This is a genomic window from Streptomyces sp. NPDC002181 (assembly GCF_042890485.1).
Taxonomy (GTDB): Bacteria; Actinomycetota; Actinomycetes; order Streptomycetales; family Streptomycetaceae; genus Streptomyces.
Genome location: NZ_JBIASC010000005.1, coordinates 1 through 26,301 on the forward strand (window position 1 = coordinate 1; position 26,301 = coordinate 26,301).

General features: G+C 73.7%; 16 protein-coding genes and 2 tRNA genes. 9 read left to right on the top strand and 9 right to left on the bottom strand.

Annotated elements, in window-relative coordinates; all coding sequences use genetic code 11:
• Positions 1 to 428: 428 nt before the first annotated feature.
• Positions 429 to 965 (bottom strand): MarR family winged helix-turn-helix transcriptional regulator, encoded by a 537-nt coding sequence (locus ACFYXV_RS14985; protein ID WP_385477226.1) that lies wholly within the window; start codon positions 963 to 965, stop codon positions 429 to 431.
• A 124-nt stretch (positions 966 to 1,089) separates the two neighbouring features.
• Here ACFYXV_RS14985 and ACFYXV_RS14990 point away from each other — a divergent pair, with 124 nt between their 5' ends.
• Complete coding sequence (locus ACFYXV_RS14990; protein ID WP_389383074.1) at positions 1,090 to 2,376, top strand: MFS transporter; 1,287 nt, start codon at positions 1,090 to 1,092, stop codon at positions 2,374 to 2,376.
• Between the two features lie 125 nt (positions 2,377 to 2,501).
• Here ACFYXV_RS14990 and ACFYXV_RS14995 read toward each other — a convergent pair whose 3' ends face one another.
• Together ACFYXV_RS14995 and ACFYXV_RS15000 are read right to left on the bottom strand one after the other, a co-directional pair.
• Positions 2,502 to 4,283, bottom strand: coding sequence for a SpoIIE family protein phosphatase (locus tag ACFYXV_RS14995; RefSeq protein WP_389383311.1), 1,782 nt, complete (start codon positions 4,281 to 4,283; stop codon positions 2,502 to 2,504).
• A gap of 113 nt (positions 4,284 to 4,396) precedes the next feature.
• The gene (locus ACFYXV_RS15000) at positions 4,397 to 5,815 is read right to left on the bottom strand and encodes an NAD(P)/FAD-dependent oxidoreductase (RefSeq protein ID WP_383350758.1); all 1,419 of its coding nucleotides are present in this window, start codon (positions 5,813 to 5,815) and stop codon (positions 4,397 to 4,399) included.
• A 342-nt stretch (positions 5,816 to 6,157) separates the two neighbouring features.
• Here ACFYXV_RS15000 and ACFYXV_RS15005 point away from each other — a divergent pair, with 342 nt between their 5' ends.
• Positions 6,158 to 6,931 carry a TetR/AcrR family transcriptional regulator gene (locus tag ACFYXV_RS15005; protein ID WP_385477231.1) on the top strand — a complete coding sequence of 258 codons (774 nt, stop codon included), beginning with the start codon at positions 6,158 to 6,160 and terminating at the stop codon, positions 6,929 to 6,931.
• Positions 6,932 to 7,264: 333 nt separating this feature from the next.
• On the top strand, positions 7,265 to 9,241 hold the full coding sequence (locus tag ACFYXV_RS15010) for a sigma-70 family RNA polymerase sigma factor (protein WP_389383076.1): 1,977 nt from the start codon (positions 7,265 to 7,267) through the stop codon (positions 9,239 to 9,241).
• Here ACFYXV_RS15010 and ACFYXV_RS15015 read toward each other — a convergent pair.
• Positions 9,228 to 12,686 (bottom strand): BTAD domain-containing putative transcriptional regulator, encoded by a 3,459-nt coding sequence (locus ACFYXV_RS15015; RefSeq protein WP_389383078.1) that lies wholly within the window; start codon positions 12,684 to 12,686, stop codon positions 9,228 to 9,230. The two genes, ACFYXV_RS15010 and ACFYXV_RS15015, sit on opposite strands and share 14 nt — an antisense overlap.
• A 214-nt stretch (positions 12,687 to 12,900) precedes the next feature.
• Positions 12,901 to 15,087 (bottom strand): asparagine synthase-related protein, encoded by a 2,187-nt coding sequence (locus ACFYXV_RS15020; protein ID WP_389383080.1) that lies wholly within the window; start codon positions 15,085 to 15,087, stop codon positions 12,901 to 12,903.
• A gap of 749 nt (positions 15,088 to 15,836) precedes the next feature.
• Here ACFYXV_RS15020 and ACFYXV_RS15025 point away from each other — a divergent pair.
• From ACFYXV_RS15025 to ACFYXV_RS15040, 4 genes are all read left to right on the top strand, one after another.
• A complete protein-coding gene (locus tag ACFYXV_RS15025; protein ID WP_389383081.1) occupies positions 15,837 to 17,513 on the top strand; it encodes a sporulation protein in 1,677 nt (558 codons plus the stop codon).
• 191 nt (positions 17,514 to 17,704) lie between these two features.
• Positions 17,705 to 18,922 carry an L-2-hydroxyglutarate oxidase gene (gene lhgO, locus ACFYXV_RS15030; RefSeq protein WP_389383313.1) on the top strand — a complete coding sequence of 406 codons (1,218 nt, stop codon included), beginning with the start codon at positions 17,705 to 17,707 and terminating at the stop codon, positions 18,920 to 18,922.
• Between the two features lie 170 nt (positions 18,923 to 19,092).
• A complete protein-coding gene (gene trmB, locus ACFYXV_RS15035; protein ID WP_359176126.1) occupies positions 19,093 to 19,875 on the top strand; it encodes a tRNA (guanosine(46)-N7)-methyltransferase TrmB in 783 nt (260 codons plus the stop codon).
• A 52-nt stretch (positions 19,876 to 19,927) separates the two neighbouring features.
• Positions 19,928 to 21,250, top strand: a complete 1,323-nt coding sequence (locus ACFYXV_RS15040; RefSeq protein WP_385471056.1) for a PrsW family intramembrane metalloprotease — start codon at positions 19,928 to 19,930, stop codon at positions 21,248 to 21,250.
• Here the strand turns inward: ACFYXV_RS15040 and ACFYXV_RS15045 are convergent.
• The 3 genes from ACFYXV_RS15045 to ACFYXV_RS15055 all read right to left on the bottom strand — a co-directional run bounded on the left by ACFYXV_RS15045 (position 21,159) and on the right by ACFYXV_RS15055 (position 23,941).
• Positions 21,159 to 22,202 carry a M23 family metallopeptidase gene (locus tag ACFYXV_RS15045; RefSeq protein WP_389383083.1) on the bottom strand — a complete coding sequence of 348 codons (1,044 nt, stop codon included), beginning with the start codon at positions 22,200 to 22,202 and terminating at the stop codon, positions 21,159 to 21,161. The genes ACFYXV_RS15040 and ACFYXV_RS15045 overlap by 92 nt on opposite strands.
• 293 nt (positions 22,203 to 22,495) lie before the next feature.
• On the bottom strand, positions 22,496 to 23,656 hold the full coding sequence (locus ACFYXV_RS15050; RefSeq protein ID WP_385471117.1) for a PP2C family protein-serine/threonine phosphatase: 1,161 nt from the start codon (positions 23,654 to 23,656) through the stop codon (positions 22,496 to 22,498).
• A 211-nt stretch (positions 23,657 to 23,867) separates the two neighbouring features.
• Positions 23,868 to 23,941: transfer RNA gene (locus ACFYXV_RS15055), tRNA-Met, on the bottom strand.
• Positions 23,942 to 24,305: 364 nt separating this feature from the next.
• Here ACFYXV_RS15055 and ACFYXV_RS15060 point away from each other — a divergent pair.
• Both ACFYXV_RS15060 and ACFYXV_RS15065 read left to right on the top strand, forming a co-directional pair.
• Positions 24,306 to 24,692, top strand: a complete 387-nt coding sequence (locus ACFYXV_RS15060; RefSeq protein WP_389383085.1) for a hypothetical protein — start codon at positions 24,306 to 24,308, stop codon at positions 24,690 to 24,692.
• A 107-nt stretch (positions 24,693 to 24,799) separates the two neighbouring features.
• Positions 24,800 to 25,705, top strand: coding sequence for a hypothetical protein (locus tag ACFYXV_RS15065; protein WP_389383086.1), 906 nt, complete (start codon positions 24,800 to 24,802; stop codon positions 25,703 to 25,705).
• Positions 25,706 to 25,936: 231 nt separating this feature from the next.
• Here the strand turns inward: ACFYXV_RS15065 and ACFYXV_RS15070 are convergent.
• Positions 25,937 to 26,009 (bottom strand) — tRNA-Lys (locus ACFYXV_RS15070).
• Between the last annotated feature and the right edge of the window lie 292 nt (positions 26,010 to 26,301).

Genomic DNA, 26,301 nt, shown 5'->3' on the forward strand with positions numbered 1-26,301 from the left:
ATCCACCGAAGTGGACGGGGTATCAACTTCTGGCGTTGATTTTTGGCACGCTGTTGAGTTCTCAAGGAACGGACGCTTCCTTTGTACTCACCCTCGCGGGCTTTCCTCCGGGCTTTCGTTCTTCGTTCTTGCGTTTCCGACTCTATCAGATCCTTTCGGGCCTGACCCCCGGTCAGCGGGGTTTGTCTTCCGGGCTGTTGGGCCCTTCCGACTCCCAGAACTCTAGTGGATTTCCCGGCCGATTCATAATCGGCCTTCGGAAATTAATTCGGGCATGCCGAATTCGTTCCCGGTGGGAGATCGTGCTGAGTTGGGTGCCGCAACGAGGCGGCGGGATGTGTCGTCGCCAAAACCTTCCGGCTCTGGGACAACTCGAAGAACCTTACGGACCCGCAGGACCCGTGTCAACCCCGCAGCTCAAGTGGCGGTCAGCTCGGCGACTGGAGGTCTTCGACCCGGTCCAGGAGCCGGGCGAGCATGTCGCCCAACACTCCGCGTTCCGCCGTGGAGAGGTCCTGGAGGAGGTCCTCCTCGAAGACCGTGGCCGCCCTCATCGCGTCGAGCCACTTGCTGCGGCCCTCGTCCGTGAGCTCCACGATCACGCGGACCCGGTTGGACTCGTCCCGCTCCCGCGTCACCAGTCCCTCCCCCGTCATCCGGTCGATCCGGTGGGTCATCGCCGCCGGCGTGAGGCCCAGCTGCTTCGCGAGCTCGCTCGGGCCCATCCGGTACGGGGCTCCGGAGATGACGAGGGCCTTGAGGACCTCCCACTCCGCGTTGCTGATGCCCAGGGCGGCGGTCTGGCGTCCGTACGCGACGTTCATGCGGCGGTTCAGCCGGCTCAGTGCCGAGACCACCTTCTCGACCTGCGGATCGAGGTCCTGGAACTCGCGCTGATAGACGGCGATCTGCTCGTCGAGGCTCGGCTCGTGGACGGGCGCGGTGCCGTCGGGGGTGTCACCCATGGTCCGAAGTATCGCACGGGCCCGTTGGCATCTAACTCCTTCGATGTGTAGAGTTAAGGATCGAAGTTTAGGTATGAAGTCTTCGGGCTTCAGTTCTCAAAGGCGGTGAGAAGTGACCAGGGTGATGGGCGCTGCGATGCGGCGGATCCAGGCCGGCAACGCGTTGACCGCGTTCGGCATCGGTTTCACGGTTCCGTTCCTCTACATCTACGTGGCGCAGGTGCGGGGTCTGGGTTCCATGGCGGCCACGAGTGCGTTCGTGGCCTTCGCCGTGAGTGCCCTGGTCGCACTTCCCCTCACCGGTCGGGTCATCGACCGCCGAGGTCCCGTCCCCGTGGTCATCGGTGCGGCCGTCGCCGCCTCGGCCGGTGCCCTGGCGCTCGGGCTGTCCACCGGCATCGTGCCGATCCTGCTGTCCGCCCTGGCGCTCGGCGCCGGGCAGGCCGTCATGCAGCCCGCCCTGGCCACGATGATCGTGTGGTGCTCGACGCCGAGCACCCGTACGCGTGCCTTCGCGCTCCAGTTCTTCATGCAGAACCTGGGTCTGGGCATCGGCGGCCTCATCGGCGGCCAGATCGTCGACGAGAGCCGGCCCGCCAGCTTCACCCTGCTGTTCGGCATCGAGGCCGTGATGTTCCTGGTCCTGGCCGGGGTCATCCTCACCGTGCGCCTGCCGCACGCGCCGAGCATCAAGGACGCCGTGCCGCGGGACGAGTCCCGGTCCGGCGGCGCGTGGAAGCGGCTGCTCGAGCACAAGGCCATGGTCAAGCTGCTGGTGCTGGGCTTCGTGATCTTCTTCGCCTGCTACGGGCAGTTCGAGTCCGGTCTCGCCGCCTTCGGCACCGAGGCCGCCGGGATCTCCCCGTCGACCCTCGGCTTCGCGCTGGCCGCCAACACCGGTGCGATCGTCGTGGCGCAGTTCGTCGTGCTGAAGCTGGTCGAGAAGCGCCGCCGGTCCCGTGTGATCGCGCTGGTCGGCCTGATCTGGACCGTGGCGTGGGTCATCGCCGGGTTCTCGGGGCTGGGGCACGGCAGCGCGATGATGGCCGCCGCCGCGTTCATCACCACGTACGCGCTCTTCGGCATCGGCGAGGCGATGCTGTCGCCGACCCTGGCCCCGCTGGTGGCCGACCTGGCGCCGGAGGGTTCGGTGGGCCAGTACAACTCGGCCTTCGCGCTGGTCAAGCAGATGGCGCTGGCCCTGGGGCCGCTGGGCGTGCCGCTGGGTGCGGGTGTGCCGATGCTCTACATCGGGGTGTTCGTCGTGGTCTCGCTGGGGATCGCGTGGCTGGCGCTGCGGCTGGGCAAGCAGCTGAGCCCGGTGCAGGACAAGCCGTCGCTGCTGGGCAGCCGGGTCGTCGCGCAGGGCGCGAAGGCGGGCTCCGAGGTCGGCCAGCCCGTCGGCGCGTAACCGTACGGGCGCCCTCGGGCGTGCAGCAGGGCGAAGGCCCCGGTCGGCTGACCGGGGCCTTCGTCGTGCCTGCGTACGTACGGGCGTACGTGCCTGCCGGCGTACGCGCCTACGCGCCTACGCGCCTACGGCTGCTTGTCCGGCAGGGCGAACTCGCACCAGACGGCCTTGCCGCCGCCCGGGGTGCGGCGCGAACCCCAGGAGGAGGCGATGGTCGCGACGATCGAGATGCCGCGGCCGGTCTCGTCGGCCGGTTCGGCGCGGCGGCGGCGCGGAAGGTGGTCGTCGCCGTCGGTGACCTCGATGATCAGGCGGCGGTCGGTGCGGCGCAGGCGCAACCGCATGGGCGGGGTGCCGTGCTGGAGCGAGTTCGCGACGAGCTCGCTGGCGGCCAGGACGCCGAGGTCGCACAGTTCGACCGGGAAGCGCCAGGAGGCGAGGACCCCGGAGGCGAAGGCGCGGGCGCGCGGGGCGGCCTCGACTCCCCCGAGGAGTTCCAGGGCGGCGTTGTGGAAGAGCTCGGCGTCGGCTCCGGTGCGGCTCGGCTGCTGGAGGACCATGACGGCGACGTCGTCGTCGTGGTCGGCGTCGACTCCGAGAGCGCGCATCAGGCGGTCGCAGATGACCGCCGGGGTGCCCTGGGCGCCGGATAGGGCGCGTTCCAGGGCGGCCACGCCCTCGTCGATGTCCTCGCCGCGCCGTTCGACGAGGCCGTCGGTATAGAGGACGGCGGTGGATCCGGGGCCCAGGGCGATGGTGCCGGAGGTGTGCAGCCAGCCGCCGGTGCCCAGCGGCGGGCCGGTGGGGTCGGCCGCGCGGCGCACGGTGCCGTCCTCGTCGCGGACGAGGATCGGGAGGTGGCCGGCGGAGGCGTACGCGAGCAGGCCCTCGTTGGGGTCGTGGACGGCGTAGACGCAGGTGGCGATCTGGCTGGCGTCGATCTCGGCGGCGAGGCCGTCGAGGAGCTGGAGCACCTCGTGCGGGGGCAGGTCGAGGCGGGCGTAGGCGCGGACGGCGGTGCGCAGCTGGCCCATGACGGCGGCGGCGCGGACGCCGCGGCCCATGACGTCGCCGATGACGAGGGCGGTGCGGCCCGCGCCGAGGGTGATGACGTCGTACCAGTCGCCGCCGACGGCGGCCTCGGTGCCGCCGGGCTGGTAGGTGGCGGCGATGCGGAGGTCGTCGGGCTGTTCGAGTTCCTGCGGGAGGAGGGACCGCTGGAGGGTGACGGCGGCCTCGCGCTGGCGGCGCTCGCTGGCCCGCAGCCGCTCGACGGCCTCGGCGTGGTCGCTGACGTCGGCGAGGTGGATCAGGACCCCGGTGTGCCGGGGGTCGGTGTCGCCTTCGGTGGCGGCCTTGGGGAACTCGACGGGGGTGCAGGTGACGGTGTACGAGCTGGTGCCGCCGGGTGCGGTGCGGTTCTTGGCGGTACGGGGCTTGCCGCTGCGCTGGACCTGGTCGAGGAGCGGCAGCAGGCCGAGCTCGCCGAGCTCGGGGAGGGCCTCGTGGGCGGGTGCGCCGGCGGGGCGGGGGCCGAAGCCGGCGGTGTAGGCGTCGTTGACGTAGGCGACGCGGTGTTCGGGGCCGTGGACGAGGGCGACGAGGGCGGGGAGCCGGCCGAGGACCTCCCGTACGGAGAGCTCGTCGAGAGAGGGCACGGCGGCGAGGACTCCGCTGCCGGCTTCGCCGCCGCTGCCCGGGCCTCCGGCCGTTCCCGTGCCGGAGACCGTGGGGGCGGCGGGGTCGACGGGTCCGCCGTCCGGCGCCGTGGCCGGGCGGGCGGCGGCGCCGCGGGCTGCCGGGACGGCGCCCTCACCCCGTTTGGCCTGGGCGGCGGCGTGCTCGGACCGGGCGGCGGCGCGGCGCTGCGTTCCGGGAAAACGGGCGCTCCAGCGCGTGAAGTTCACTGCGTTCAAGCCTCGTGGTGTCGCAAGTGGTCGCGGTGCCGTGAATGTCACTGTGTGCAGGCGTGGGCCCACCTATGGTCACACGTCCAGTGTGGCCGACCGCACTGACAACGTCAGCCCTGGCTGTCCTTCGGGGGGTTGGGGGCGGGCGGGGGCGGTGGGAATTTGTGGCCGTGTCCTGCGGCGAGTTCGAATTCTGCCCTGGGGTGTTCGAGGGAGCCGAGGGAGACGATCTCACGTTTGAAGAGGCCCGAGAGGGTCCATTCGGCGAGCACGCGCATTTTGCGGTTGAAGGTGGGGATCCGGCTGAGGTGGTAGGTGCGGTGCATCAGCCAGGCGGGGTAGGCCTTGAGCTTGCGGCCGTAGAGGAGGGCGACGCCCTTGTGGAGGCCGAGGGAGGCCACGGAGCCCACGTACTTGTGCGCGTACTCGGTCAGGAGCTCGCCGCGCAGCGAGGCCACCAGGTTGTCGGCGAGGACCTTGGCCTGGCGGACGGCGTGCTGCGCGTTGGGGGCGCATTCGCGGCCGTCCTCTTTGGCGGTGATGTCGGGGACGGCGGCGGCGTCGCCGGCGGACCAGGCGTGTTCGACTCCGTCGACGGTGAGGAAGGCGGTGCAGGTGAGGCGGCCGCGTTCGGTGCGCGGGAGGTCGGAGGCGGCGAGGATCGGGTGCGGTTTGACGCCTGCGGTCCACACGACGGTACGGGTGGGGAAGCGGGCGCCGTCGCTGAGGACGGCGACGCGGTTCTCGCAGGATTCGAGCCGGGTCTCCAGGCGTACGTCGATGCCCCGGCGGCGCAGTTCGCGGATCGTGTAGACGCCGAGTTCGGGGCCGACCTCGGGGAGGATGTGGTCGCTGGCCTCGACCAGGACCCACTTCATGTCCCCGGGCTTGATGTTGTGGTAGTACCGGGCCGCGTAGCGGGCCATGTCCTCCAGTTCGCCGAGGGCCTCGACGCCCGCGTAGCCGCCGCCGACGAAGACGAAGGTGAGGGCGGCGTCGCGGAGGGCCGGGTCGCGGGTGGAGGAGGCGATGTCCATCTGTTCGATGACGTGGTTGCGCAGGCCGATGGCCTCTTCCACGGTCTTGAATCCGATGGCGTACTCGGCGAGTCCCGGGATGGGCAGGGTGCGGGAGACCGATCCGGGGGCGAGGACGAGTTCGTCGTACTCGATCTCCATGGCGCCGGTTCCCTCGTCCTCGGTGGCGAGGGTGGCGACGGTCGCGGTCCGCTTGGCGTGGTCGATGCGCTGGGCCTCACCGATGACGATGCGGCACTTGTCGAGGATGCGGCGCAGCGGTACGACGACGTGGCGCGGGGAGATGGAGCCGGCAGCCGCCTCGGGGAGGAAGGGCTGGTACGTCATGTAGGGCTCGGCGCTGACCACCGTGACCTCGGCTTCGCCGGCTCTGAGCTTTCGCTGGAGCCGGAGGGCCGTGTACATGCCGACGTAACCGCCGCCGACGACGAGGATGCGCGTACGGGGCGGGGTACCGGGGGCCGCGCCCCGGGAGTTAGCAGCCTTCACCATCCCATGACGCAACGTGGCCGGGAGTTTGTCCACAGCCCTGACACATTGTGTGACCGGAGGGGGTGCCGGTACGGGGCTGCCGGGTGGCTTGAGTGGGGGTGGAGTTCCGCAGGTCAGGGGGTGCGGAGTGGGTGATTCCGGGGGCTTGGATCGGAAAAGTGGGGGTGAATGCTCCGATCGGGCGGTGGTCCGTCCGGGGCTGCCTCTTCTGAATTGACTCTGGCTCAACTATGTTCGTATCTCGTCGAGGAGTAAGACCGGGGCCCACATGACCGTGGCCCACCTCGACACGAAGGCGGGGAGTGTCTCCGGGGGGAGACAAATGATTACCGGGGGATACATATGCATATTTCCGATTTCCATGGTTCTGCGACCGCGCTCTCGACCGAGAGCGGCGGCCGCCTGATGACGGGTGCCACGACGCACGGCGTGGGCCGCTCCACGCCCCTGCGCGTCGACGCCCAGCGCAACCTCGAACACGTGTTGCGCGCGGCCCGCGAGGTCTTCGGCGAGCTGGGCTACGGGGCTCCGATGGAGGACGTGGCGCGACGCGCGCGCGTCGGCGTCGGCACCGTGTACCGGCGCTTCCCGAGCAAGGACGTCCTGGTCCGCCGCATAGCCGAGGAGGAGACCGCCCGGCTGACCGAGCAGGCCACGGCAGCGCTGGGCCAGGAGGAGGAGCCGTGGCAGGCGCTGTCGCGCTTCCTGCGGACCTCCGTGGCCTCGGGCGCCGGGCGGCTGCTGCCGCCGCAGGTGCTGCGGGTCGGGTCGGCGAGCGAGGACGGCGTCGAGGAGGAGGCGGCGGCGCGGGTTCCGCACCAGCGCCAGGCCGGAGTGACGGGCGGTGCTCCCGACCTGCGGGTCGTGGGCGCGCGCACTCCCCTGGAGGACGAGCCCTCCGAGGACGCCGGCGCGGGTGCGCTGCTCGAAGTGGTCGGCCGGCTGGTGGACCGCGCCCGGGAGGCCGGCGAGCTTCGCGGCGACGTCACGGTGGCCGATGTGCTGCTGGTGATAGCCACGGCGGCTCCGGCCCTGCCCGACGCGGCGCAGCAGGCGGCGGCTTCGTCGCGGCTGCTCGACATCCTGCTCGAAGGTCTGCGGTCCCGGACGGTCTGAGGGCCGGAGGGTCTGAGGGCCGAAGGGTCTGGGGGCCGGAAGGTCTGAGGGCCGGAGGGTCTGGGGGCCGGAAGGTCTGAGAGCCGGAGAGTCTGAGGGCCTGAAGGTCTGAGGGCCTGACCGCTTCGTCGTGCGGTAGCCGCCGGGTTCGACGACCCGTTCCTCGAACGGGTCGTCGAACGGCAACTCGCTCGAAAGGGTGAGGGGCGGTACGGGGGTTCACCGGATGCTGCCCGGACGAGTGGATGGCGGGAAGACGGGTCCGGCGCGCGCCCCCCGTGTGACACGCTTGAACGGTGTACCGGTTGAGTGTGGCGTGCGGGGGCTTCCGCGATGGGCGTTGACGGTCGGGAAGAGCCGCTCGGGGGTGCCGGCGGCGAAGTCGAGGCGGAGAGCCCGGCCGCACGCCAGGTCCCGGCACAGCGCGAACCGCGCCGCGGACGGCACGCGGCGGCAGGCTATTCCGGTGCCGATCTGCCCCCGTCCGACGGTGACCTGATCGCCCGGATGCGCGGGGGCGACGACGGTGCCTACGAGGAGCTGTTCCTCCGGCACGCGGATTCCGTACGGCGCTACGCGCGGACCTGCTGCCGCGACGCGCACACGGCCGACGACCTGACCGCCGAGGTGTTCGCGCGGACGCTCCAGGCGGTGCGGGGCGGAGCCGGTCCGGACCAGTCGGTGCGGGCGTACCTGCTGACCACGGTGCGCCGGGTCGCGGCGGCCTGGGCGAAGACCTCGCGGCGGGAGCATCTCGTCGATGACTTCGCGGTGTTCGCCGAGCAGGCGGCCGCGGGGACCGAGGTCGGCGGCGGTATGTCCGGCCTGTCGGGAGACGACACCCTCGAACTGGGCGCGGAAGTCCGGGCGATGCGCGAGGCGGAGCAGTCGCTGGCGATGCAGGCGTTCCGCAGCCTGCCCGAGCGGTGGCAGGCCGTGCTGTGGCACACCACCGTGGAGGACGCCTCGCCGAGCGCGATCGCGCCGTTGTTCGGGCTCAGCGCCAATGCGACGGCGGTACTGGCCGGCCGGGCCCGGGAGGGCCTCAAGCAGGCCTATCTGCAGGCACACGTGAGTTCGGCGCTCAGTGCGGGCGGGGACTGCGCGCGGTACGCGGACCGGCTGGGGGCGTACGCCCGCGGCGGGCTGCGGATGCGGGCGGAGCGCGGGCTGCGCAAGCACTTGGAGGAGTGCGCGAAGTGCCGGCTGGCCGCCGGGGAGCTCAAGGACGTCAACGCGGGCATTCCCGCGCTGCTGCCGGTCGCGGTCATCGGGTGGTTCGCCGCCGGGTACGCGGCGAAGGCGGCCGGTGTGGTGGCCGGAGGGGCCGTCGCCGCAGGCGGCGCGGGGGCTGCCGCCGCGGCATCGGGCGGGTCGACGGCCGGGGCGGGTGCGGGGGCCGGGACTGCCGGTGCAGCTGGTGGTGCCGGGGCTGCCGGTGGTGCCGGTGGTGGTGCCGGGTCCGGGGTCGGGGGCGCGGTGGCTTCCGAGGGGCTCGGGCTGCCGGTCAAGGCCGCCATCGCCGCCGGGATCGCGGTCGCGGCCGCCGCCGGGGTGGTGTTCGCGCTGGCCGGAGACGATCCCGAGCCGGGGCCCGCGGCGCAGCCCGCGCCGAGCGTGGCGGCGCCCGTGGTGCCGCTCGTACCGCCTCCGCGGACGGCGGCGCCGGCTGATGCGGAGCCGCCGGCCGCGCAGGGCTCCGTACCCTCCGAGCCGGGCAGGACTCCCGCGTCGCCGGCGCCCTCCCCCTCGAAGCCCCAGGCACCTGTTCCGGCCCCGCCCGCCTCCCCGGCGCCGAAGCCTTCGGCGAAGCCCTCGCCGGCACCGAGTCCGGTCAGGCCGTCGCCGTCACCGTCACCGTCCGTGCCGAAGCCCCAGGGGTTCCGGCTGGCGGGACTCCGCCACGCGGCGTTCGGCGACCACAGCGGTCCCGAGCTGGAGACCGGGGCGAGCAGCTGGGTGTGGCAGCGGTGGGGGCTGCGCATCGCGGACCGCCGGTTCGCGCAGGGGATCACCGTGAACTCCCGTTCTTCGGTGGAGATCACCCTCAACCGGCAGTGCACGGCGTTCTCGGCGCGAGCCGGAGTGGACGACCTGTCGCTGTTCACCGACGGCACGGTGCGGTTCTCCGTGTACGCCGACGGCCGGCGGCTGTGGCGGTCGGACGCGCTGGGGTACGGGGATCCCGCCGCGGCCGTCGACGTCTCCCTGGCCGGGCACAAGACGCTGCGGCTGGTGGTGGAGCAGGCCGGGCAGGGCAGCCTGCCGACCCTGGCGAGCTGGGCCGACGCCGTGATCAGCTGCCGGTGACCTGGGTGGTCCCGGTGGCTTCCGCGGCTTCCGCCGCATTGCTGACGAGGGCCACGATCTCGGAGGGGGAGAGCTCCGCACCCGCCGCCGCCTCCGCCGTGTAGCGGTCGGCGCCGAGTACGGCACGGGTCTCGTCCGGGAGTCCGGCGACGGCGGCCTCCTCCGGAACCGAGCGCGGGTGGCCCGCGCGCCAGGCGGTGGCCGCCGCCAGCACCCGTACGGCTTCTGCGGTGCGCCCGGCGGCGGCCAGCAGAACGGCCGCGTTGTCGGTGAGCGAGGCCAGGATTCGTTCCGCGCAGTGCGCGGCGACGGCGTCGGCCAGGGCCGGTGCCAGCTTGGCGAGACCGGCCCGCGGGCCCCGGGCGCGGGCGGTGAGGACGGCGTCGATGTTGCCGATTCCGGCGGCGAGCTGCGGGGGCCCCGAGATCCTCGCCGAGGCGGCGCGGGCGAGCTCGCACTCGGTACGGGCCCGCACGAGGTCCCCGCGTATGAGGGCGAGGAGCGCTCCGAGCAGGCCGCCGTAGGCCTGGACGTCGTACACCCCGCCGAAGCGCTCGACTTCGAGGGCGACCTCCGCCAGCAGCTGTTCGGCCTCGTCGTAGTCCCCGGTGCACAGGGCGGCCTCGGCGATCCGGGCGATGGCGAAGGGCACCTCGGTGTGGGCCCCGACCTCGCGGGCGAGGCGCAGGCACTCCGCGTACTCGGCGCGGGCCCAGTCGTACCGGCCCCGGGAGAGCGCGACCTCCCCGGCGGCGCTCGCCACCTGGGCACGGGTCCACCGATCGCCGACCCGGTGGGCGATCTCGTGCAGTTCGGCGAGGTCGCCGTCGACGGACGGGAGGCCGCCGATGAGGTCGATGGCTATGTGGGTGCGGAGCATGAGGGCGACGCCCAGTTCCCAGTCCTCGCCGTGGCGACGGCAGTTGTCGACCGTCTCGTCGAGCCCGTCGCGGACGGCGAGGGGGTCGCCGGTGAGGAAGGTGGTCATCGGCCAGAGCATGCCGGGGAAGCGGGCGGTCTCGCGGCCGCCGGCCCGGAAGACCTGCTGGAGGTGTGCGGCGAGGGCGGCGTTCTGCGGGGTGCGGAACTCCTCGGGCCCGTGGCCCTCGGCGAGGAGGAGGGCGCGCAGCATCTGCGTACGCATGAAGCGCCAGTACTCGGGGGTTCCCTCGGGCGGCTCGGCGGGGTGCGGTCCCAGGGCCCGCTCGGCCCATTCCGCACCCTCGGTGCGGTAGTCGCGCAGCCACCAGAACCAGCCGAGGGCGAGGACGAGGCGCTGGCCGGTCTCGGCGGCGCCGGTGGGGCGGGTGGCGTGGAGGAGGGCGGCGCGGAGGTTGTCGAGTTCGGTCTCGACGCGCCGGATCCAGGGCAGTTGGGCGGCGCCGCGCAGGAAGGGCTCGGCCTCCTCGGCGAGGGCCAGGAAGTGGGCGGCGTGGCGGTCGGCGGCGGCGCCGAGGTCGGCGGGGTGGGCGGCCGCGCGTTCGGCGGCGTACTCGCGGATGGTCTCCAGCAGGCGGTAGCGCATGCCGGTGTCGTCGGCGGGGTCGGGGGCGGCGACGACGAGGGACTTGTCGACGAGGGAGCCGAGGACGTCGGCCACGTCGGCGACGTCGCCGGTGTCGGCCACGCCCAGGGTGTCGTCCGTGCAGACGGCCTCGGCGGCGGCGAGGCCGCAGCCGCCGGCGAAGACGGAGAGGCGGCGCAGGACGGTGCGCTCGGGTTCGTCGAGGAGGTCCCAGGACCAGTCGACGACGGCGCGCAGGGTCTGCTGGCGGGGCAGTACGGTACGGGCGCCGCCGGTCAGGAGCCGGAACCGGTCGTCGAGCCGGTCGGCGATCTGACGCGGAGTGAGCAGGCGCAGCCGGGCCGCGGCCAGCTCGATGGCGAGCGGCAGCCCGTCGAGGCGGGCGCAGATCTCGGCGACGGCCGCCGGGTCGTCGGCGGGGGTGAAGCCGGGGCGGACGGCGGCGGCGCGGTCGGCGAAGAGGCGGTGCGCGGGGTCGGCGGGCAGCGGGTCGAGGGGGCGGACGGTTTCGCCGGGCACGCCGAGGGGTTCGCGGCTGGTGGCCAGGATCCGGACGCCGGGGCAGCGGGCGAGGAGCTCCTCGGCGAGCTCGGCGGCGGCGCCGATGACGTGCTCGCAGTTGTCCAGGACGAGGAGCAGGCGGCGGTTCGCGCAGTGCTCGACGAGTTGGGCGGTGGGGTCGTCGGCGGGGGCCTTCTCGCGGGCGATGAGGGTGCTTTCGCGCAGGCCGAGGGCGCTGAGGACGGCGCCGGGGACGGCGGCGGGCTGGTCGAGGCGGGCGAGTTCGACGAGCCAGCCGGGTTCGGGGTCGTCGGCGGCCGCGTGTTCGGCGAGCCGGGTCTTCCCGGAGCCGCCGGGCCCGGTGAGCGTGACGAGCCGCAGCCGCGCCAGATCGCTGCGCAGCCCCGCGAGCTCGGGCTCCCGCCCGACGAAGGAGGTGAGCCGGGGCCGGAGGTTCCCTTTCGGGTGGACGGGCCCGGCGGGCTCGGCGGGCTCGGCGGGGGGTGCCGGGCGCGAGGGGGGCGACGCGGGCGGGGCTGCCGCCGGTACGGGAACAGGCGGTACGGGAGCCGGCGGGTTCGTCCGGCCTTCGTCGGGCGCCCTCGCCGGGGTGGCGGGATGCGCCGGGCGCTCGGGAAGGGCGGGGAGGGCGGGGTACGCCGCCGGGGGTCCGGGCGTGGGCCGCAGGAGTTCCGCGTGGAGGGCTGCGAGTTCGGGGCCCGGGTCGGTGCCGAGGGCTTCCGCGAGGGTGTGGCGGGTGCGTTCGTACGCGGCGAGGGCGTCGGCCGGGCGGCCCGACGCGCGCAGGGCGCGGAGCTGCTGGGCGCGCAGGGGCTCGTCGTACGGGTGGTCCCGGATCAGCGCCTCGATCTCCGGGAGGAGGGACGCCGGGTCGGCGGACCCGCTGCGGAGCTCGGCCTCGATCCGGGCGCGGAGGGCGGATGCGCGGTGGGCTTCGGGGCCGGCGGCGTGGGCGGTGCGGGCGGGCTCGGGGAGGTCGGCGAAGGCGGGGCCGCGCCAGAGGGCGAGGGCGGTGTGCAGGGTCGCGGCGGCGGTGTCGGGGTCGTCGGCCAGCTGCCGGGCGCCTTGGCGGGCGAGCCGGGTGAAGCGGTGGAGGTCGACGTCGTCGCGGTCGGCGACGGCGAGGCGGTAGCCGCCGGCGGGGTCTGCGGGGACCGCGTCCCGGCCGCCGAGGACCCGTCGGAGCCGGGCCACGAGGGCGTGGAGGGCGGCGGGGGCGTCCTGCGGCGGGGCGTCGCCCCAGACGTCGTCGACGAGGTCGGCGACGGTGGCGGCGGCCGGGCCGCCGGCACGGAACGCGAGGGCGGCGAGGAGCGCGCGCAGGCGGGCGCCGCCGATGGGGAGGGGGGCGCCGGTCTCGTCGCGCGCCTCGGTGACGCCAAGGATGAGATACCGCACCGGGCAATTCTGCCCTGTGGCCGCCGCGGGTGCCGGGGGGTTTTCGCGGGGTGTCGGGCCTGCGGCGCCGGCGGGGCCGGGTGCGCGCCGGCGGGACCCGGGCCGGCGGGACCCCGGGCCGGCGGGACCCCGGCCGGCGGGCTGCCGGTGGGCGCGTGCCGCGCCGCCGCCGGGGCGGCACCCGTCGGGGAGGGCCGGGGCCGGGGCCGGGCCGTCAGGAGAGGGCCGCGCGGGGGGTGGGGACTCCTTCCGGGACCGCTCTGCGGCGGGGGGTGGACGTACCCGTCCAGCACGTGCCCCGGCGGGACAGGAGGCGGCCCAGCCAGAGTTCCATCGAGACGAGTTCCGCCAGGCCGTCCAGCGGCACCGGATGGCCCTCCGCCGCGTCCAGGAGGGCCTGCTGAACCACCCGGCCCTCGATCAGGCCCGCGTCCGCCAGCAGGGGGGAGGCGAAGAGCGCGAGGAGGGACGTGAGCGCCGCGCGCAGGCCCAGGCGCGTCGCCGTTTCGTTCGGGGCGCGGGTCGGGGCGCCCCAGCCCGGGGGGAGTTCGCGTACGCCCGCCGAGGCGAGGACGGTGCGCAGGATCGCCGACCGGGCGCCCGGCTGGACCCGCAGGGATTCCGGGAGGGCGCGGGCCGCCCGTACGACCTGGTTGTCCAGGAACGGGGCGTGCAGGCGCTGGCTGCGGACCTCCACCGCCTGTTCGAAGACGCGGTGGTCCGCCGCGTGCCGGGTCAGCGCGGCGCGGGCACGGGCCTCGCCGGGGCGCAGGGACAAGGGCGGGCGGCCCGCCGCGGTGCCCAGACGGATCGATACTTCCGCCAGTGCCTCCCCCGTCAGCCAGCCCGCCGCCGGGCCGGGCCGGGACCAGGTCAGGGCCGCCAGCGAGGCGTCCACCGGGTTCGGGGCGCCCTGCGCGACGGCCCCTTCGCGCAGCCGGGCCGCCGCCGCTTCCATGCCCGCCCGGTACGGCGTACGGGCGAGGCGGCGGGCCGCCGAGTAGACGGAGAACGGGACCAGCAGGGACAGGGCGGAGTCGCCCGGCGCCGAACGGGCCAGGGCGGCGACCGGGCGCAGCAGGTGGCGTCTGCGGCGGTCCATCAGGAGGTCCGCGAGGCGGGCCGGATGCGCGTCGAGGACCTGGCGGGCTCCGTGCCCGACGAAGTGGTCGGCCGAGCCGGCCGCCAGCCGGCGCCGCTCGCGGGCGGCGGTGACCAGGGAGGGGCCGGGTTCGTCGGTGAGGGGGCCGTCGAGGTCGGCGTACGGGAGGGCCTCCGCGGCGGCGGCCACGACCACGTGGTGGAGCCGGGGGTTCGCGGCGATGGCCCTGGCGCGTTCGAGTTCGGCCTCGCGGCCCTGGGGGGTGGCGAGGTCGTTGAAGGTGACGGCGAGGAGCCGTTCGCCGGACTGCTTCAGCACCGTGCCGGGTGCCCCGGGCAGGCCCGCGGCGAGGAGCGCGAGCGTCGCGGAGGCGCTGCCTCCGGAGAGGTCGGCGCCCACGCCGGGCGCGGGCGCGGGTGCGCCCCGTGCCGCGCGCCGGTCGGCGGGGCCCATTCCCGGTACCGGGCCGGGGTCGTGGGGCGGCGTGTCGGGGGCATGCCGCGGAGCCGTGAGCCGGGCGCGCACGGCATCCACCAATGCTTCGCGCACGCCCTCCACCGCGCGCTCGGGATCGGCCGTGGGCGCCGCCACCGCGAGGGAGGCCACCGGCTCGTACCCGGTGATCTCGCGCGAGCCCTCGCGCAGGATCAGCGCGTGCCCGGGCGGGATGCGCCGCACGCCGACGTACGGTGTGCCGTCGCCCAGTGCCTCCGGGCTGTCGGGGCAGGCCAGCAGGGCCGCGAGGTGGCCGATGTCGAGCTGGGCCTCGATGAGGTCGGCGAGCGGCAGCGCGGCGGTGGCGTAGGCGGTCCCGCCCGCCCAGGGGGTGTAGAACACGGGCCGGGCGCCCGCGAGATCGCCGACGACGGTGATGCGGCGGCCGGTCTGGACGACGGCGGTGTAGCTGCCGGACCAATGGGTGAGGTGGCGCAGGGCTCCGCCGCGGGCGGCGAGGAGCGCGCTGCGCAGTTCGGCGTCGGTGGCGCCGCAGCAGCCGAGGACGGCGAGCCGGGTGAAGGGGTCGGCGGGGTCGGCGGCGAGGGTGCGGATCTCGTCGGGGCGCCAGTCGCCGACGGCCCACAGGGGGTCGGGGTCTCCCCAGAGCAGCTGGGCGCCGACGGGGACGACGGTGCGCTCGGCGGCGGGGTCGTCCGGGTGGGCGGTGTCGGCGTCCGCGAGGCCGCCGGTCACCGGGCCGCCGCTCAGATGGTCGCGTGGGCCGGATCCGCCCTGACCGGACACGCGGCCGGCCGTGCCGAAGCTCGCGGCGATACTGCTCCAGCCGACCAACCAGCGCACCGCCGCCTCCCCAGCCCGTGGGCAATTGACCGGGGCGGGAACGTCGTGGTCAGCGCTGAGGGCGCGGCAGACGGGACCCCGGGTGGCTCGGGGTCCATGCTGCCACGAGACAGGCGTGCGAGAGGGACCTGGGAGGGCGCACATGCAAACGAACACGCCGCGGTCACGCGGTATTTGGCGTTCCGTTCCCACCGCCCCATAGGTCGGTTTCGGCCATTCTTCGGCCACACTGCGGCCGTACTGCGGCCGCGCTGCGGCCGTACTGCGGCCGCGCTGCGGCCGTACTGCGGCCGCGCTGCGGCCGTACTGCGGCCGCGCTGCGGCCGTACTCGGCGCCACCGCACGCCCTCGGGCGTCCGGCCGCACCGGCCCGCGGGCGCGGTCCGGGGGGCGGGATTCGCTCCCCGGACCGTTCCGCCACCCGCGGGGATTGAGGCGGCGGCATCCCCCGGCCCGCCGGATCCACGCAGCGGGCCGACCCACGCAGGGCACATCGAATCGCCGGGCCCGCTGACCGGCCAGAGCGCACGGGCGGGCGCACGGCCACACGCACGGAGCACGGGAGGGGGCGTGCGCCCGCGGCGCGTACCCGGCCCCGACTGTGCGGGCGGACAACAATCCCGCCATAGGGAAGTCGGGGCCTTAACGCTTGGGAGGCGGGGAACTACGCTGGGTTTACGAAATGCCGGGCAACTATGCCCCGGCGGCGTATGCGTTGTGTGCGTTCCGCGTGTGACGAGGGGTGGCGCATGTCCAGGGAGCTCCGCGAGCCCAATGAGAAGCTCGGCGCCGTCCTCGCCCTCGCGGGCATCAGCAACGCCGGGCTGGCCCGGCGGGTCAACGACCTCGGCGCACAACGCGGCCTGACGCTCCGCTACGACAAGACGTCGGTGGCCCGGTGGGTGTCGAAGGGGATGGTTCCCCAGGGCGCGGCCCCGCATCTGATCGCCGCCGCGATCGGCGCGAAGCTGGGGCGTCCGGTACCGCTGCACGAGATCGGGCTGGCGGACGCGGACCCCGCGCCCGAGGTGGGCCTGGCCTTCCCGCGCGACGTGGGCGAGGCCGTGCGCTCGGCCACCGATCTGTACCGGCTGGACCTCGCGGGCCGCAGGGGCGGCGCGGGTGGCGGTGGCGGGATCTGGCAGTCGCTGGCCGGCTCCTTCGCGGTGTCCGCGTACGCGACGCCCGCCTCGCGCTGGCTGATATCTCCGGCGGACGGTTCGGTGGCGCGCGAGCCCGCCGCTCCGTCCCGGGCAGCCGCGGCCCCGTCCCGCGAAACCGTGGCGTCCCGCGAAACCGTGGCGTCGCGCCGGCCGGTGGCGGGCGCGGCCTCGCCCGCGCCGATGCCCTCTTCGTCCTCGTCTTCCGCCGCGTCCGCATCCGCGTCCGCGCCGTCGTCCACGTCATCGGGTCTGCCCGCGCAGTCTTCGGGTGAAACGCCGCACGCCCCGCCCGGGCAGGTGCCCGCGGCGGCGGCCGCGGCCCTGGGGCCGTACGACCCGGCTCCGCAGCGCGTGGGCCACAGCGACGTGACCAAGCTGCGCGAGGCGGCCGAGGACGCCCGCCGCTGGGACTCCAAGTACGGCGGCGGGGACTGGCGTTCCTCGATGGTGCCGGAGTGCCTGCGGGTCGACGCGGCGCCGCTGCTGCTCGGCTCGTACAGCGACGACGTGGGCCGCGCGCTGTTCGGCGCGACCGCCGAACTGACGCGGCTGGCCGGGTGGATGGCCTTCGACACCGGCCAGCAGGAGGCAGCCCAGCGCTACTACATCCAGGCGCTGCGGCTGGCCCGCGCGGCCGCCGACGTACCGCTGGGCGGATACGTGCTGGCCTCCATGTCGCTCCAGGCCACGTACCGGGACTTCCCCGACGAGGGCGTGGACCTCGCGCAGGCGGCCGTGGAGCGCAACCGCGGCCTGGCCACGGCGCGCACCATGAGCTTCTTCCGGCTCGTCGAGGCGCGGGCGCACGCGAAGGCGGGCGATCCGGCGGCGGCCGGGGCGGCGCTGCGGGCGGCGGAGGGCTGGCTGGAGCGGGCGCGCGAGGGCGACCCGGATCCGACCTGGCTCGGTTTCTACTCGTACGACCGCTTCGCGGCGGACGCGGCCGAGTGCTACCGGGACCTCAAGCTGCCGCGTCAGGTCCGGCGCTTCACGGAGCAGGCGCTGTCCCGCCCGACGGAGGAGTACGTGCGCTCGCACGGGCTGCGGCTGGTGGTGAGCGCGGTGGCGGAGCTGGAGTCGGGCAACCTCGACGCGGCGTGCGCGGCCGGCACCCGGGCGGTGGAGGTCGCGGGCCGGATCTCCTCGGCGCGCACCACCGAGTACGTACGGGACCTGCTGCACCGGCTCGAACCGTACGGGGACGAGCCGCGCGTGGCGGAGCTGCGGGAGCGGGCACGGCCGCTGCTGGTGGCGCAGGCGTAGAGCCGCCCGGCGGCACGGGCGGAGGGCCGCCGGGTGCCGCGGGTACGGACCCGCGTGGCCGCATTGTCAGTGGCGGGGTGCAGTATGCAGGGGTGGGAGGTGGCGGCTTGGGCGGCGGCATGGGCGGCGCGGGAAGCGTGAGCGGTGCGGGAGGCGTGCGCGGCGTGGGCAGCAAGGGCGGCGCGGGCGGCATGGGCGGCATGGGCGGCGCGGGCAGGGTCGACTGCGATGTGCTGGTGATCGGCGGTGGCATCGTCGGCCTGTCGACGGCGCACGCCCTGGCCCAGCTCGCTCCGGGGACGCGGGTGGTGGTGCTGGAGAAGGAGTCCGGTCCCGCCCGGCACCAGACGGGTCGCAACAGCGGGGTGATCCACAGCGGCATCTACTACCGGCCCGGATCGCTCAAGGCGCGCTTCGCGGTCCGCGGGGCCGCCGAGATGGTCAAGTTCTGCGCCGAGCACGACATCGCCCACGAGGTGACCGGGAAGCTGATCGTGGCCACCGGGCGGGACGAGCTGCCGCGGCTGCACGCGCTGGTGCAGCGGGGCCGGGAGAACGGCATCCCGGTGCGCGAGCTGGGCCCGGCGCAGATCTCGGAGTACGAGCCGCAGGTCGAGGGCCTGGCCGCGATCCACGTCGGCACGACCGGGATCGTGGACTACGGGCAGGTGGCCCGCCGGCTCGCGGAGTCCTCCGGGGCGGAGATCGTCTACGGCGGGGCGGTGGATCTGATCTCGCGGCGGCCGGGCGGTATCGCCGTGCGGACGACGGCGGGGCTCGTGGTGCGGTCCCGGGTGCTGGTGAACTGCGCAGGCCTGCAGTGCGACCGGGTCGCGCGGCTCGCCGGGGACGACCCGGGCATGCGGATCGTGCCGTTCCGCGGCGAGTACTACGACTTGGCGCGGCCCGATCTGGTCCGCGGGCTGGTCTACCCGGTGCCGGATCCGGCGTTCCCCTTCCTCGGCGTGCACCTGACGCGGGGCATCGGGGGCGGGGTCCACGTCGGGCCGAACGCGGTGCCGGCGCTGGCGCGCGAGGGGTACGGGTGGGGCGTGGTCCGGCCGCAGGACATCGCGGACGAGCTGGCCTGGCCGGGATCCTGGCGGATGGCCCGGCGCCACTGGCGGTACGGGGTGGGCGAGATCCACCGCTCGCTGTCGAAGCAGGCGTTCACGGACGCCGTACGGAGGCTGCTGCCGGCGGTCTCGGCGGCGGATCTGGCTCCGGCGGGGTCCGGGGTCCGGGCGCAGGCCGTGCTGCGGGACGGGACCCTGGTGGACGACTTCCTGATCAAGGAGGGGCCGCGGACGGTGCACGTCCTGAACGCGCCCTCGCCGGCCGCCACCGCTTCGCTGCCGATCGGGCGGGAAATCGCCCGGCGGGCCCTGACGACGCTCCGCACGGCATAGCCGCCGGGGCGGGGCCGGGGCGAGAGACCGGGGCGGGAGACCGGGGCGGGGGCCGGGGGCGACGTCCGGGCGGCGCCTGGGCGGCGCCTGGGCGGGGGGCCGGGGCGGGGTCGTAGAATCGGGGCATTGTGTCTGAGTCCCTCACCCCCCAGCCCAGCGCCCCGGAGACCGTGCCGGAGGCGAATTCCTACGTGCCCCCGAAGTGGCGGACCGAGCCCCGGTTTCCCGACGGGCCCGCCCCCGATCCGGCCGGTTCGCACCACGAGCGGCGGATCCGCAGCTTCCAGCCGCGGCGCAGCCGGGTCACCACCGGGCAGGGCGAAGCCCTGAAGCGGCTCTGGGGGACCTGGGGGCTCGACATCGACGGGCGTTCCGTCATCGACCTCGACGAGATGTTCGGCGGGCTGCCCGTCGTGCTGGAGATCGGTTTCGGGATGGGCGAGGCCACCGCGCAGATGGCCGCCGCCGACCCCTCGACCGGCATCCTCGCCGCCGACGTGCACACCCCCGGCCAGGGGAACCTGCTCGCGCTCGCCGAGCGCGGCGGGATGACCAACGTCCGTGTCGCCAACGGCGACGCCATCATCCTGCTCCGTGAGATGCTGCCGCCCGACTCCCTCGCCGGCCTGCGCGTGTACTTCCCGGACCCGTGGCCGAAGGCCCGTCACCACAAGCGGCGGCTGATCCAGCCCGAGTTCCTCGACCTGGCCGCGACCCGCCTCGCCCCCGGGGCCGTGCTGCACTGCGCGACCGACTGGGAGCCGTACGCCGAGCAGATGCTCGAAGTGCTCACGGCGCACCCGCGGTTCGAGAACACCCAGGCGGACGGCGGCTACGCGCCGCGGCCCGGGTTCCGGCCGCTCACCCGCTTCGAGGGGCAGGGCCTCGACAAGGGGCACGTCGTGCACGATCTCCTCTTCGCGCGCCGGGGCCACGCTTCCCCGAACGAGTAGAGAAACCGCGTACGTCACGCCGCGTGTCAGAGCGGCTCGCTAGAGTCATCGTGTGTTCCGAGCGCTCCCTGCTGTCCGCGGCGTCCGTGCGTGCGTGTTCGCCGTGCTGTCGCTGTCGGGGCTGGCGATCCTCGAACTCGTGCGGGAGCAGACCGGTACCGCGGGGTTCTTCGTCGGCCTCGGGCTGGCCGTGCTGCCGGTGCCGCCCCTCATGGCGGCCTTCCGGTGGCTCGGCCGGGCCGCGCCCCGCCCCTGGGCGCAGTTGCTGTTCTGCTTCGGCTGGGGCGCCTGTACCGCGGCCCTGATCGCGATACTGGCGAACAACTTCGCCACCGAGTGGATAACGGCGGCCACCGCCGACGCCTCGGCCGCCGACCGGCTCGGTTCGGTGGCGATCGCCCCGGTGGTCGAGGAGAGCGCCAAGGCGGCGGCCCTGCTGCTGGTGTTCGCCTTCCGCAGACGCCAGTTCACCGGCCCCGCCGACGGGTTCGTGGTGGCCGGGTTCACCGCCACCGGCTTCGCCTGCACCGAGAACGTCCTCTACCTCGGCAACGCCTTCGGAGAGGACGTGGAGAGCGGCGCCGCCCCGCTGGACTCGGTGACGGCCGCGACCTTCTTCGTGCGGATCGTGGTCTCGCCGTTCGCGCACCCGCTGTTCACGGTGCTCACCGGGCTCGGGTTCGGAGCCGCCGCGCTCGGAGCGGGCCGGGTGCGCCGGATCGGGCTGCCGCTGCTCGGGCTGCTGGCCGCGATGGGTCTGCACGCGCTGTGGAACAGCTCGTCGCGTCTCGGGGAGTACGGGTTCTCCGTGGTCTACGGCTGCGTGATGGTCCCGGTCTTCGCCCTGCTGCTGTGGCTGGCCGTGCGCATAAGGCGGCGCCGGCTGAGGGCCGTTGCGGGGGAGCTGGCGGTGTACGCGGCCGCGGGCTGGCTGCGCCCGGCGGAGGTGCCGGCGCTGGTGTCGATGCCGGCCCGGTCGCTGGCCCGCACGCTGGCCCGGTCAACCGGCGGCCGGGCTGCGGGCCGGGCCGTCGCCCGGTACGAGGCGGACGCGGCGGCACTGGCCCTGCTGCGGCACGGGGCGCGGCACGGGGGCCCGGCGGGGGTGCCGGATTTCGCCTGCCGGGAGCGGGAGTTGCTGCGCCGGCTGTGGCTGCGCAAGGCGACGGCGGGGCCCGCGCTGGCCCGGGCGGCGGTACTGGAGGAGCTTCTTCCGACCCGGCCGGCGCCCCTTGCGCCCCTGGAGCCCCTGGAGCGGGTCTTCGTACCGCTCGTACCGCGGGCTAGACGTTCAGGCCCTTGGACTCCAGCCACGCCAGGGGGTCCATCGTCGAGCCGCCCCTGCGTACTTCCAGGTGGAGATGGGGGCCGGTGACGTTGCCGGTGGCGCCCACGCGGCCGATGGTGTCGCCGGCGCCGACCGAGCCGGACGTCACCGACATCGAGGACAGGTGACAGTACCAGATCTCCGTACCGTCCTCCAGCTCCAGCACGATCCGGTAGCCGTACGCCCCCGACCAGCCGGCCGAGGTGATCTTCCCGGCGGCGACGGCCTTGGCGGGGGTGCCGGTCGGAGCTGCGAAGTCGAGGCCGGTGTGGTGGCCGGAGGACCACATGGAACCGGAGTCGCCGTAGTGCGAGGTGAGGGTGTAGGCGGAGGTGGGGAGGGAGTAGCTGCCGGAGACCTTCGTGAGGCGTTCCTGCTCGGCCTTGGCGTCGGCGGCCTCCTTCGCCTCCTTGGCTTCCTTGGCTTCCTTCGCCACCTTCTCGGCGGCCAGGCGGGCGTCCTCCGCCTCCTTCTCGGCGGCCTCCCGCTTGGCCTTGGCCTCCGCGGCGGCCGCCGCCTGCGCCTCCCGCTCGGCCGCCGCCCGGGCCCCGGCCTCGGCGGCGGTCTCCTGGGACTCGGCCTGCTGGAGGATGCGGCCCACCAGGGTGGCGCCCGCGTCGGCGTGCCGGCTCGTCTGCTGCGCGATGATCCCGGTCTGCTCGGCGGAAGCCCCGGTGTCCGCCACGAGGCCTTCGGCCTGCGCGTGCCGCTGCCCGTCGCCCACGCCGCCGCCCATGCCGAAGTCGGGCAACGAGGGCATGGAAATGGCGACTTGGGGCCGGTCCTGCGCGGTGGCGATACCGCCGGCACCGACGGCCGCGATGACGCCGACGCCGAGCACGGTGGAGCTGCGGGCAAGTCCCCCGCGCTGCTTGGCGACCCGGTGCTTGCCGCGCGGCGGGCGGGCCGAGTCCTCGGTGGGGTTCCACTCACCCCAGGCGCCGGCGGTCGGCGTTTCCTGGAGCTCTATGCCTTCGGGGGCAGGCGAGTTGGAGGCCACCGGGCCACACTCCTCAGGGGGACACGCACGCGCACGGCGCCGTCTCTTGCGACGGCTGGGACAACCGCGCTGCGTTATCGAACGGTAATATACGCAGGGGAGTGATTCCAAGCTGTTGCGATGGATCGGTGGCAGTAATCAGCCACGTACCGCGCAGCCTTGGCCATGACTAAAACCGCACAAGCGGATCAACTCGGGCAAATCTCAAGCAAGATCCACATCTACCCGGCCACCCGCACATCTTGACTGTCCGTCATAAACCTTTCAGCGCACACCACTTCCATCACACACCGTCACGGAGCGACCACGGGGACGGTACGGCGGCGCTCCGGCTCCCCCTCCTCCGGCCGGCCCACCGCGAGCAGCGCCATGTCGTCCGTCGCCCCGCCGCCCGTGTGCCGGCGTACGTCGCTGCTGAGCGCACCGAGCAACTCGTCGGGACCGGGGAAGACGCGGCCGCTCAGCCGGGCCGCCGGATCGTAGAAGACCCCCGCCGCGTCCCGCGCCTCGGTCAGCCCGTCCGTGTACAGGAGCAGGGTGGCACCGGCGGGGAAGGGCCACTCCTCGGCACGGTCCGGCCAGGCCGCTCCCAGCTCCCCCATGCCGAGCGGCAGCGCGGGCTCCGCCGGGGCGAGGACCGCCAGCCGCCCGTCGGCGTGCAGCAGCAGCGGCTCGGGATGGCCCCGGTTCACCAGGCGCAGCACCTGCGCGTCCGCCGGGATCTCGCCGAGCACGCAGGTGGTGAACCCTTCCACCGCGTCCAGGCTGTCGCGCCGGGTGCCCTCGCGGGTCAGTGCCCGTTCCAGTCTCCGGGCCAGGCCCTCCAGGGTGGGTTCCGTCTCCGCCGCCTCCCGGAAGGCGCCGAGGACCACGGCCACGGCCTCCACCGCCCCCAGCCCCTTGCCCCGTACGTCCCCCACCGCCAGCCGCACTCCGTACGGGGTGTCCTGGACGGCGTACAGGTCACCGCCGATGAAGGCGTCGGCCTGCGCGGCCTCGTACCGGGCGCAGACGTGCAGGCCGGCGATGCGCTCGGCGGGCTCGGGCAGGACGGCGCGCTGGACGGCCTCGGCGATCCCGCGCGCCGAGGCGAGCCGCTCGCCGCTGCGCCGGACGACCCGGTTGGTCAGGATCGCGAGCCCGGAGACGGTCATGACGGTGACCAGCTCGGTCAGCGCCTCGACCTTCCAGGTGGTGCCGTTGAGGAGGTGGAGCAGGACCACCGCGAGCGAGGCGAGCACACCGGTGAGGACCGTGACGCGCAGGGAGGACAGCGGGGCGGCGATCAGCGGGGCCGCGGAGAAGAAGGGGGATCCGGTGTAGCTGGGCGGGGTCAGCAGGTCGAAGGCCAGTCCGCCTGCGATCAGCACGGCCGGGAGGGCGCGGACCACCTTGCGGGCCGCACCGTTGCCGGTGCCGCCCGGGTCCTCGTCGCCGCCCTCCTGCCGCCCCAGCCCCAACACGCGCTCTCCTGCCCGGTCGCTCGCGCGGGTGCGGGCCGCCTCCGCTCGCCCCTCCAGGCTGGCGGCGGGGGGAACGTACGGCGACCCGGTCGGGGCGATCGGGTGAGGGGCGAAGGCCGAGGGGTGGGAGGGGAGGGAAGGGAAAGAGAGGAGGGAACGACGAAGGCCCGGCTCCCAAGGGGAACCGGGCCTTCGTACTGAGTAGCGGGGACAGGATTTGAACCTGCGACCTCTGGGTTATGAGCCCAGCGAGCTACCGAGCTGCTCCACCCCGCGTCGGTAAACACAACTCTACGTCATCGCGGGGAGGGCTCGCGCCAATTAACCCTCCCGCCACCTCCAGAATCGACATCACCACAGGTCAGAGGCGTGCGAGAGCCCAGAAAGCCGGCTTGCGCCGGCCCGCGACAGGGCGGAGCGGGGGCAGGAACCCGCCGCCGAAGGCGAGGCGAGCGTCGGGTGGAAATTCCGGGTCCGCCAGGTCGACGGGGCCCGCTCGTGAGCACCCCCGGGGCCCGGGCGGGTCGTGGAACCCGAAGGCGGAAAGGCAGCTTCCGCAAGATCAACTCTTGATGTAGGTTTTCTCCGTTAACGCAGACTTTATGTGCCCTGGAGGGTCATCTTGAAGAAGCTCACGGCGATGGCTGCCATTGGAGTTTCCCTGGCTTCGGTTCTCGCACTCGCACCCAGCGCATCGGCCAGCGGCGACGGCAAGTGCGAGAAGCGGGACACCTGCTTCTACTACAACTCCAACCTCGGCGGCGCCCTGGTCGACATCGACGACTGCTGGGGTTACAACCACGCCAACTTCACGTTCATAGGCCCCGGCGCCGGCGCCGGAATGAACCTGAAGAACAATGCGGCCTCCGCGGCGAACTTCAGCGACTACAACCCGCATTTCGTGTACTACAACTCCAACCAGCAGGGTCCCCGTCAGGAGATCGCGCCGTGGAGCCGCGCCAACCTGAACAGCACCCTGAAGAACAACAACGCTTCCAGCGTTTTCTACGAGAGCGGCAACTGCTGATCCGGATCGGCAGGTGATGGGATTTCCCGCAATGCGGGGAATCCCATCGGTTTGTGTGACGGCCGGCGATACATGAATGGCAGCAGATGATGAGAAGAACCCGCAGCGTGGCCGTGTTCGCAGCGCTCGGCGCCGGCCTCCTCGTGGCGGGCTGCGACGTACAGGACAGCCCCGGGGAGGCGGGCGGCGCACCGGCGACCCCTGCGGCCGGCAGTCCCGGCACGCCAGTCGCGCCTGTCGCGCTGCCGCTCCCGCTCGACAGCTACATGCTCGACGAGTTCGAAGGACACAAGCTGTCCGAGCTGCTGCGCGAGCGCACGACGGCCTGCATGAAGGAGTTCGGTCACGCTTCCTTCTCCCTGCCCCCGATTCCGCAGCCCGCGGTCAGCGTGCACAACGAGCGCCGATACGGAATCACCGACTCAAAGCTGGCGGCGCAGCGCGGATATCGCGTACCCGCCGCGCATCGGGCACCGGAGCCGGAGAAGGATCTCACGCCCGCGGAGTCCTTCACCCTCAATGGCGGAAGTTCTGTTCCCGGTGAACTCGGCAATGGCGGAAAAGACCAGAACGGAATGACCGTGCCGCCCGGCGGCTGCGCCGGCCGCGCAAAGGAAGCCCTGGGCTACAAAACCTCGGACACGCCGGGCAATCCCCAGCCGATCCAGAACCTCGACCAGGAATCCTTCGACAAGTCGCTTGCGGACGGCCGGGTGAAGTCGGCACTTTCCCAATGGTCCGAGTGCATGAAAGAAGCAGATTTCAACTATCCGGCCGAGCCCTTCTCCGCCAGCAATGACCCGAAGTTCGCAGGACCTGCGATCGGGGAGAAGGAAAAGAACGTCGCCGTGGCCGACGTGCGGTGCAAGAACTCCTCGCGTCTGCTCATCGAATGGAAAGCAGTGGAGACTTCCCTGCAAGAAAAGATGATCGCTGAGCACGGCTCGGAAATCGAGCAGTTCAAGACGCAGACCGCCGTCGTCCGGGCGAACATGCAGCGGCTCGCTCCCTGAACCGCCGAGCGGCGGCGGGTACCGCACGGGAGGCCCCGTCCCGCCGTGCGTCGGGCCCCCGGACCACGTGCACCGGCTCCCCGCCACCGGCCCGCAGGACCGCCTGCACGCCGGGAACGGCCCCCGGAGACGTGGGACGCCCTCGGGAAACGACTGAGCGCCCCACCCGGCCGAAGCCGGGCGGGGCGCTCAGTGGCAGGTCAGAGGGTGTTCCCCCTGCCCTTGGAGCGGTAGGCCATGTCGGACTCGAACCGACAACCAACGGATTAAAAGTCCGCTGCTCTGCCAATTGAGCTAATGGCCCTCACGTGCTCACCCCAGAGCATAGCCGCAGACGAACGGTCAGCCGATCGAGTATCGGCTGACCGGGCCCGGCGCGGCTCACAAAACGCACAACAGGGCCCCCACGACGGTGTCGTGGGGGGCCCTGTCAGGCCGTCAGCTCAATGGCCGGTGGCCGGTTCAGCCGTTGCGCTTCCAGCGGGGCTTGTCGTCGCGGCGGCCACCGAAGGAGCCGGTCGAGCCGGAGCCGGAGGGGCGGTTGTCGTCGCGGCGGCCGTACGGGCGGTCGCCGCCGCCGGAGCGGAAGCCACCGG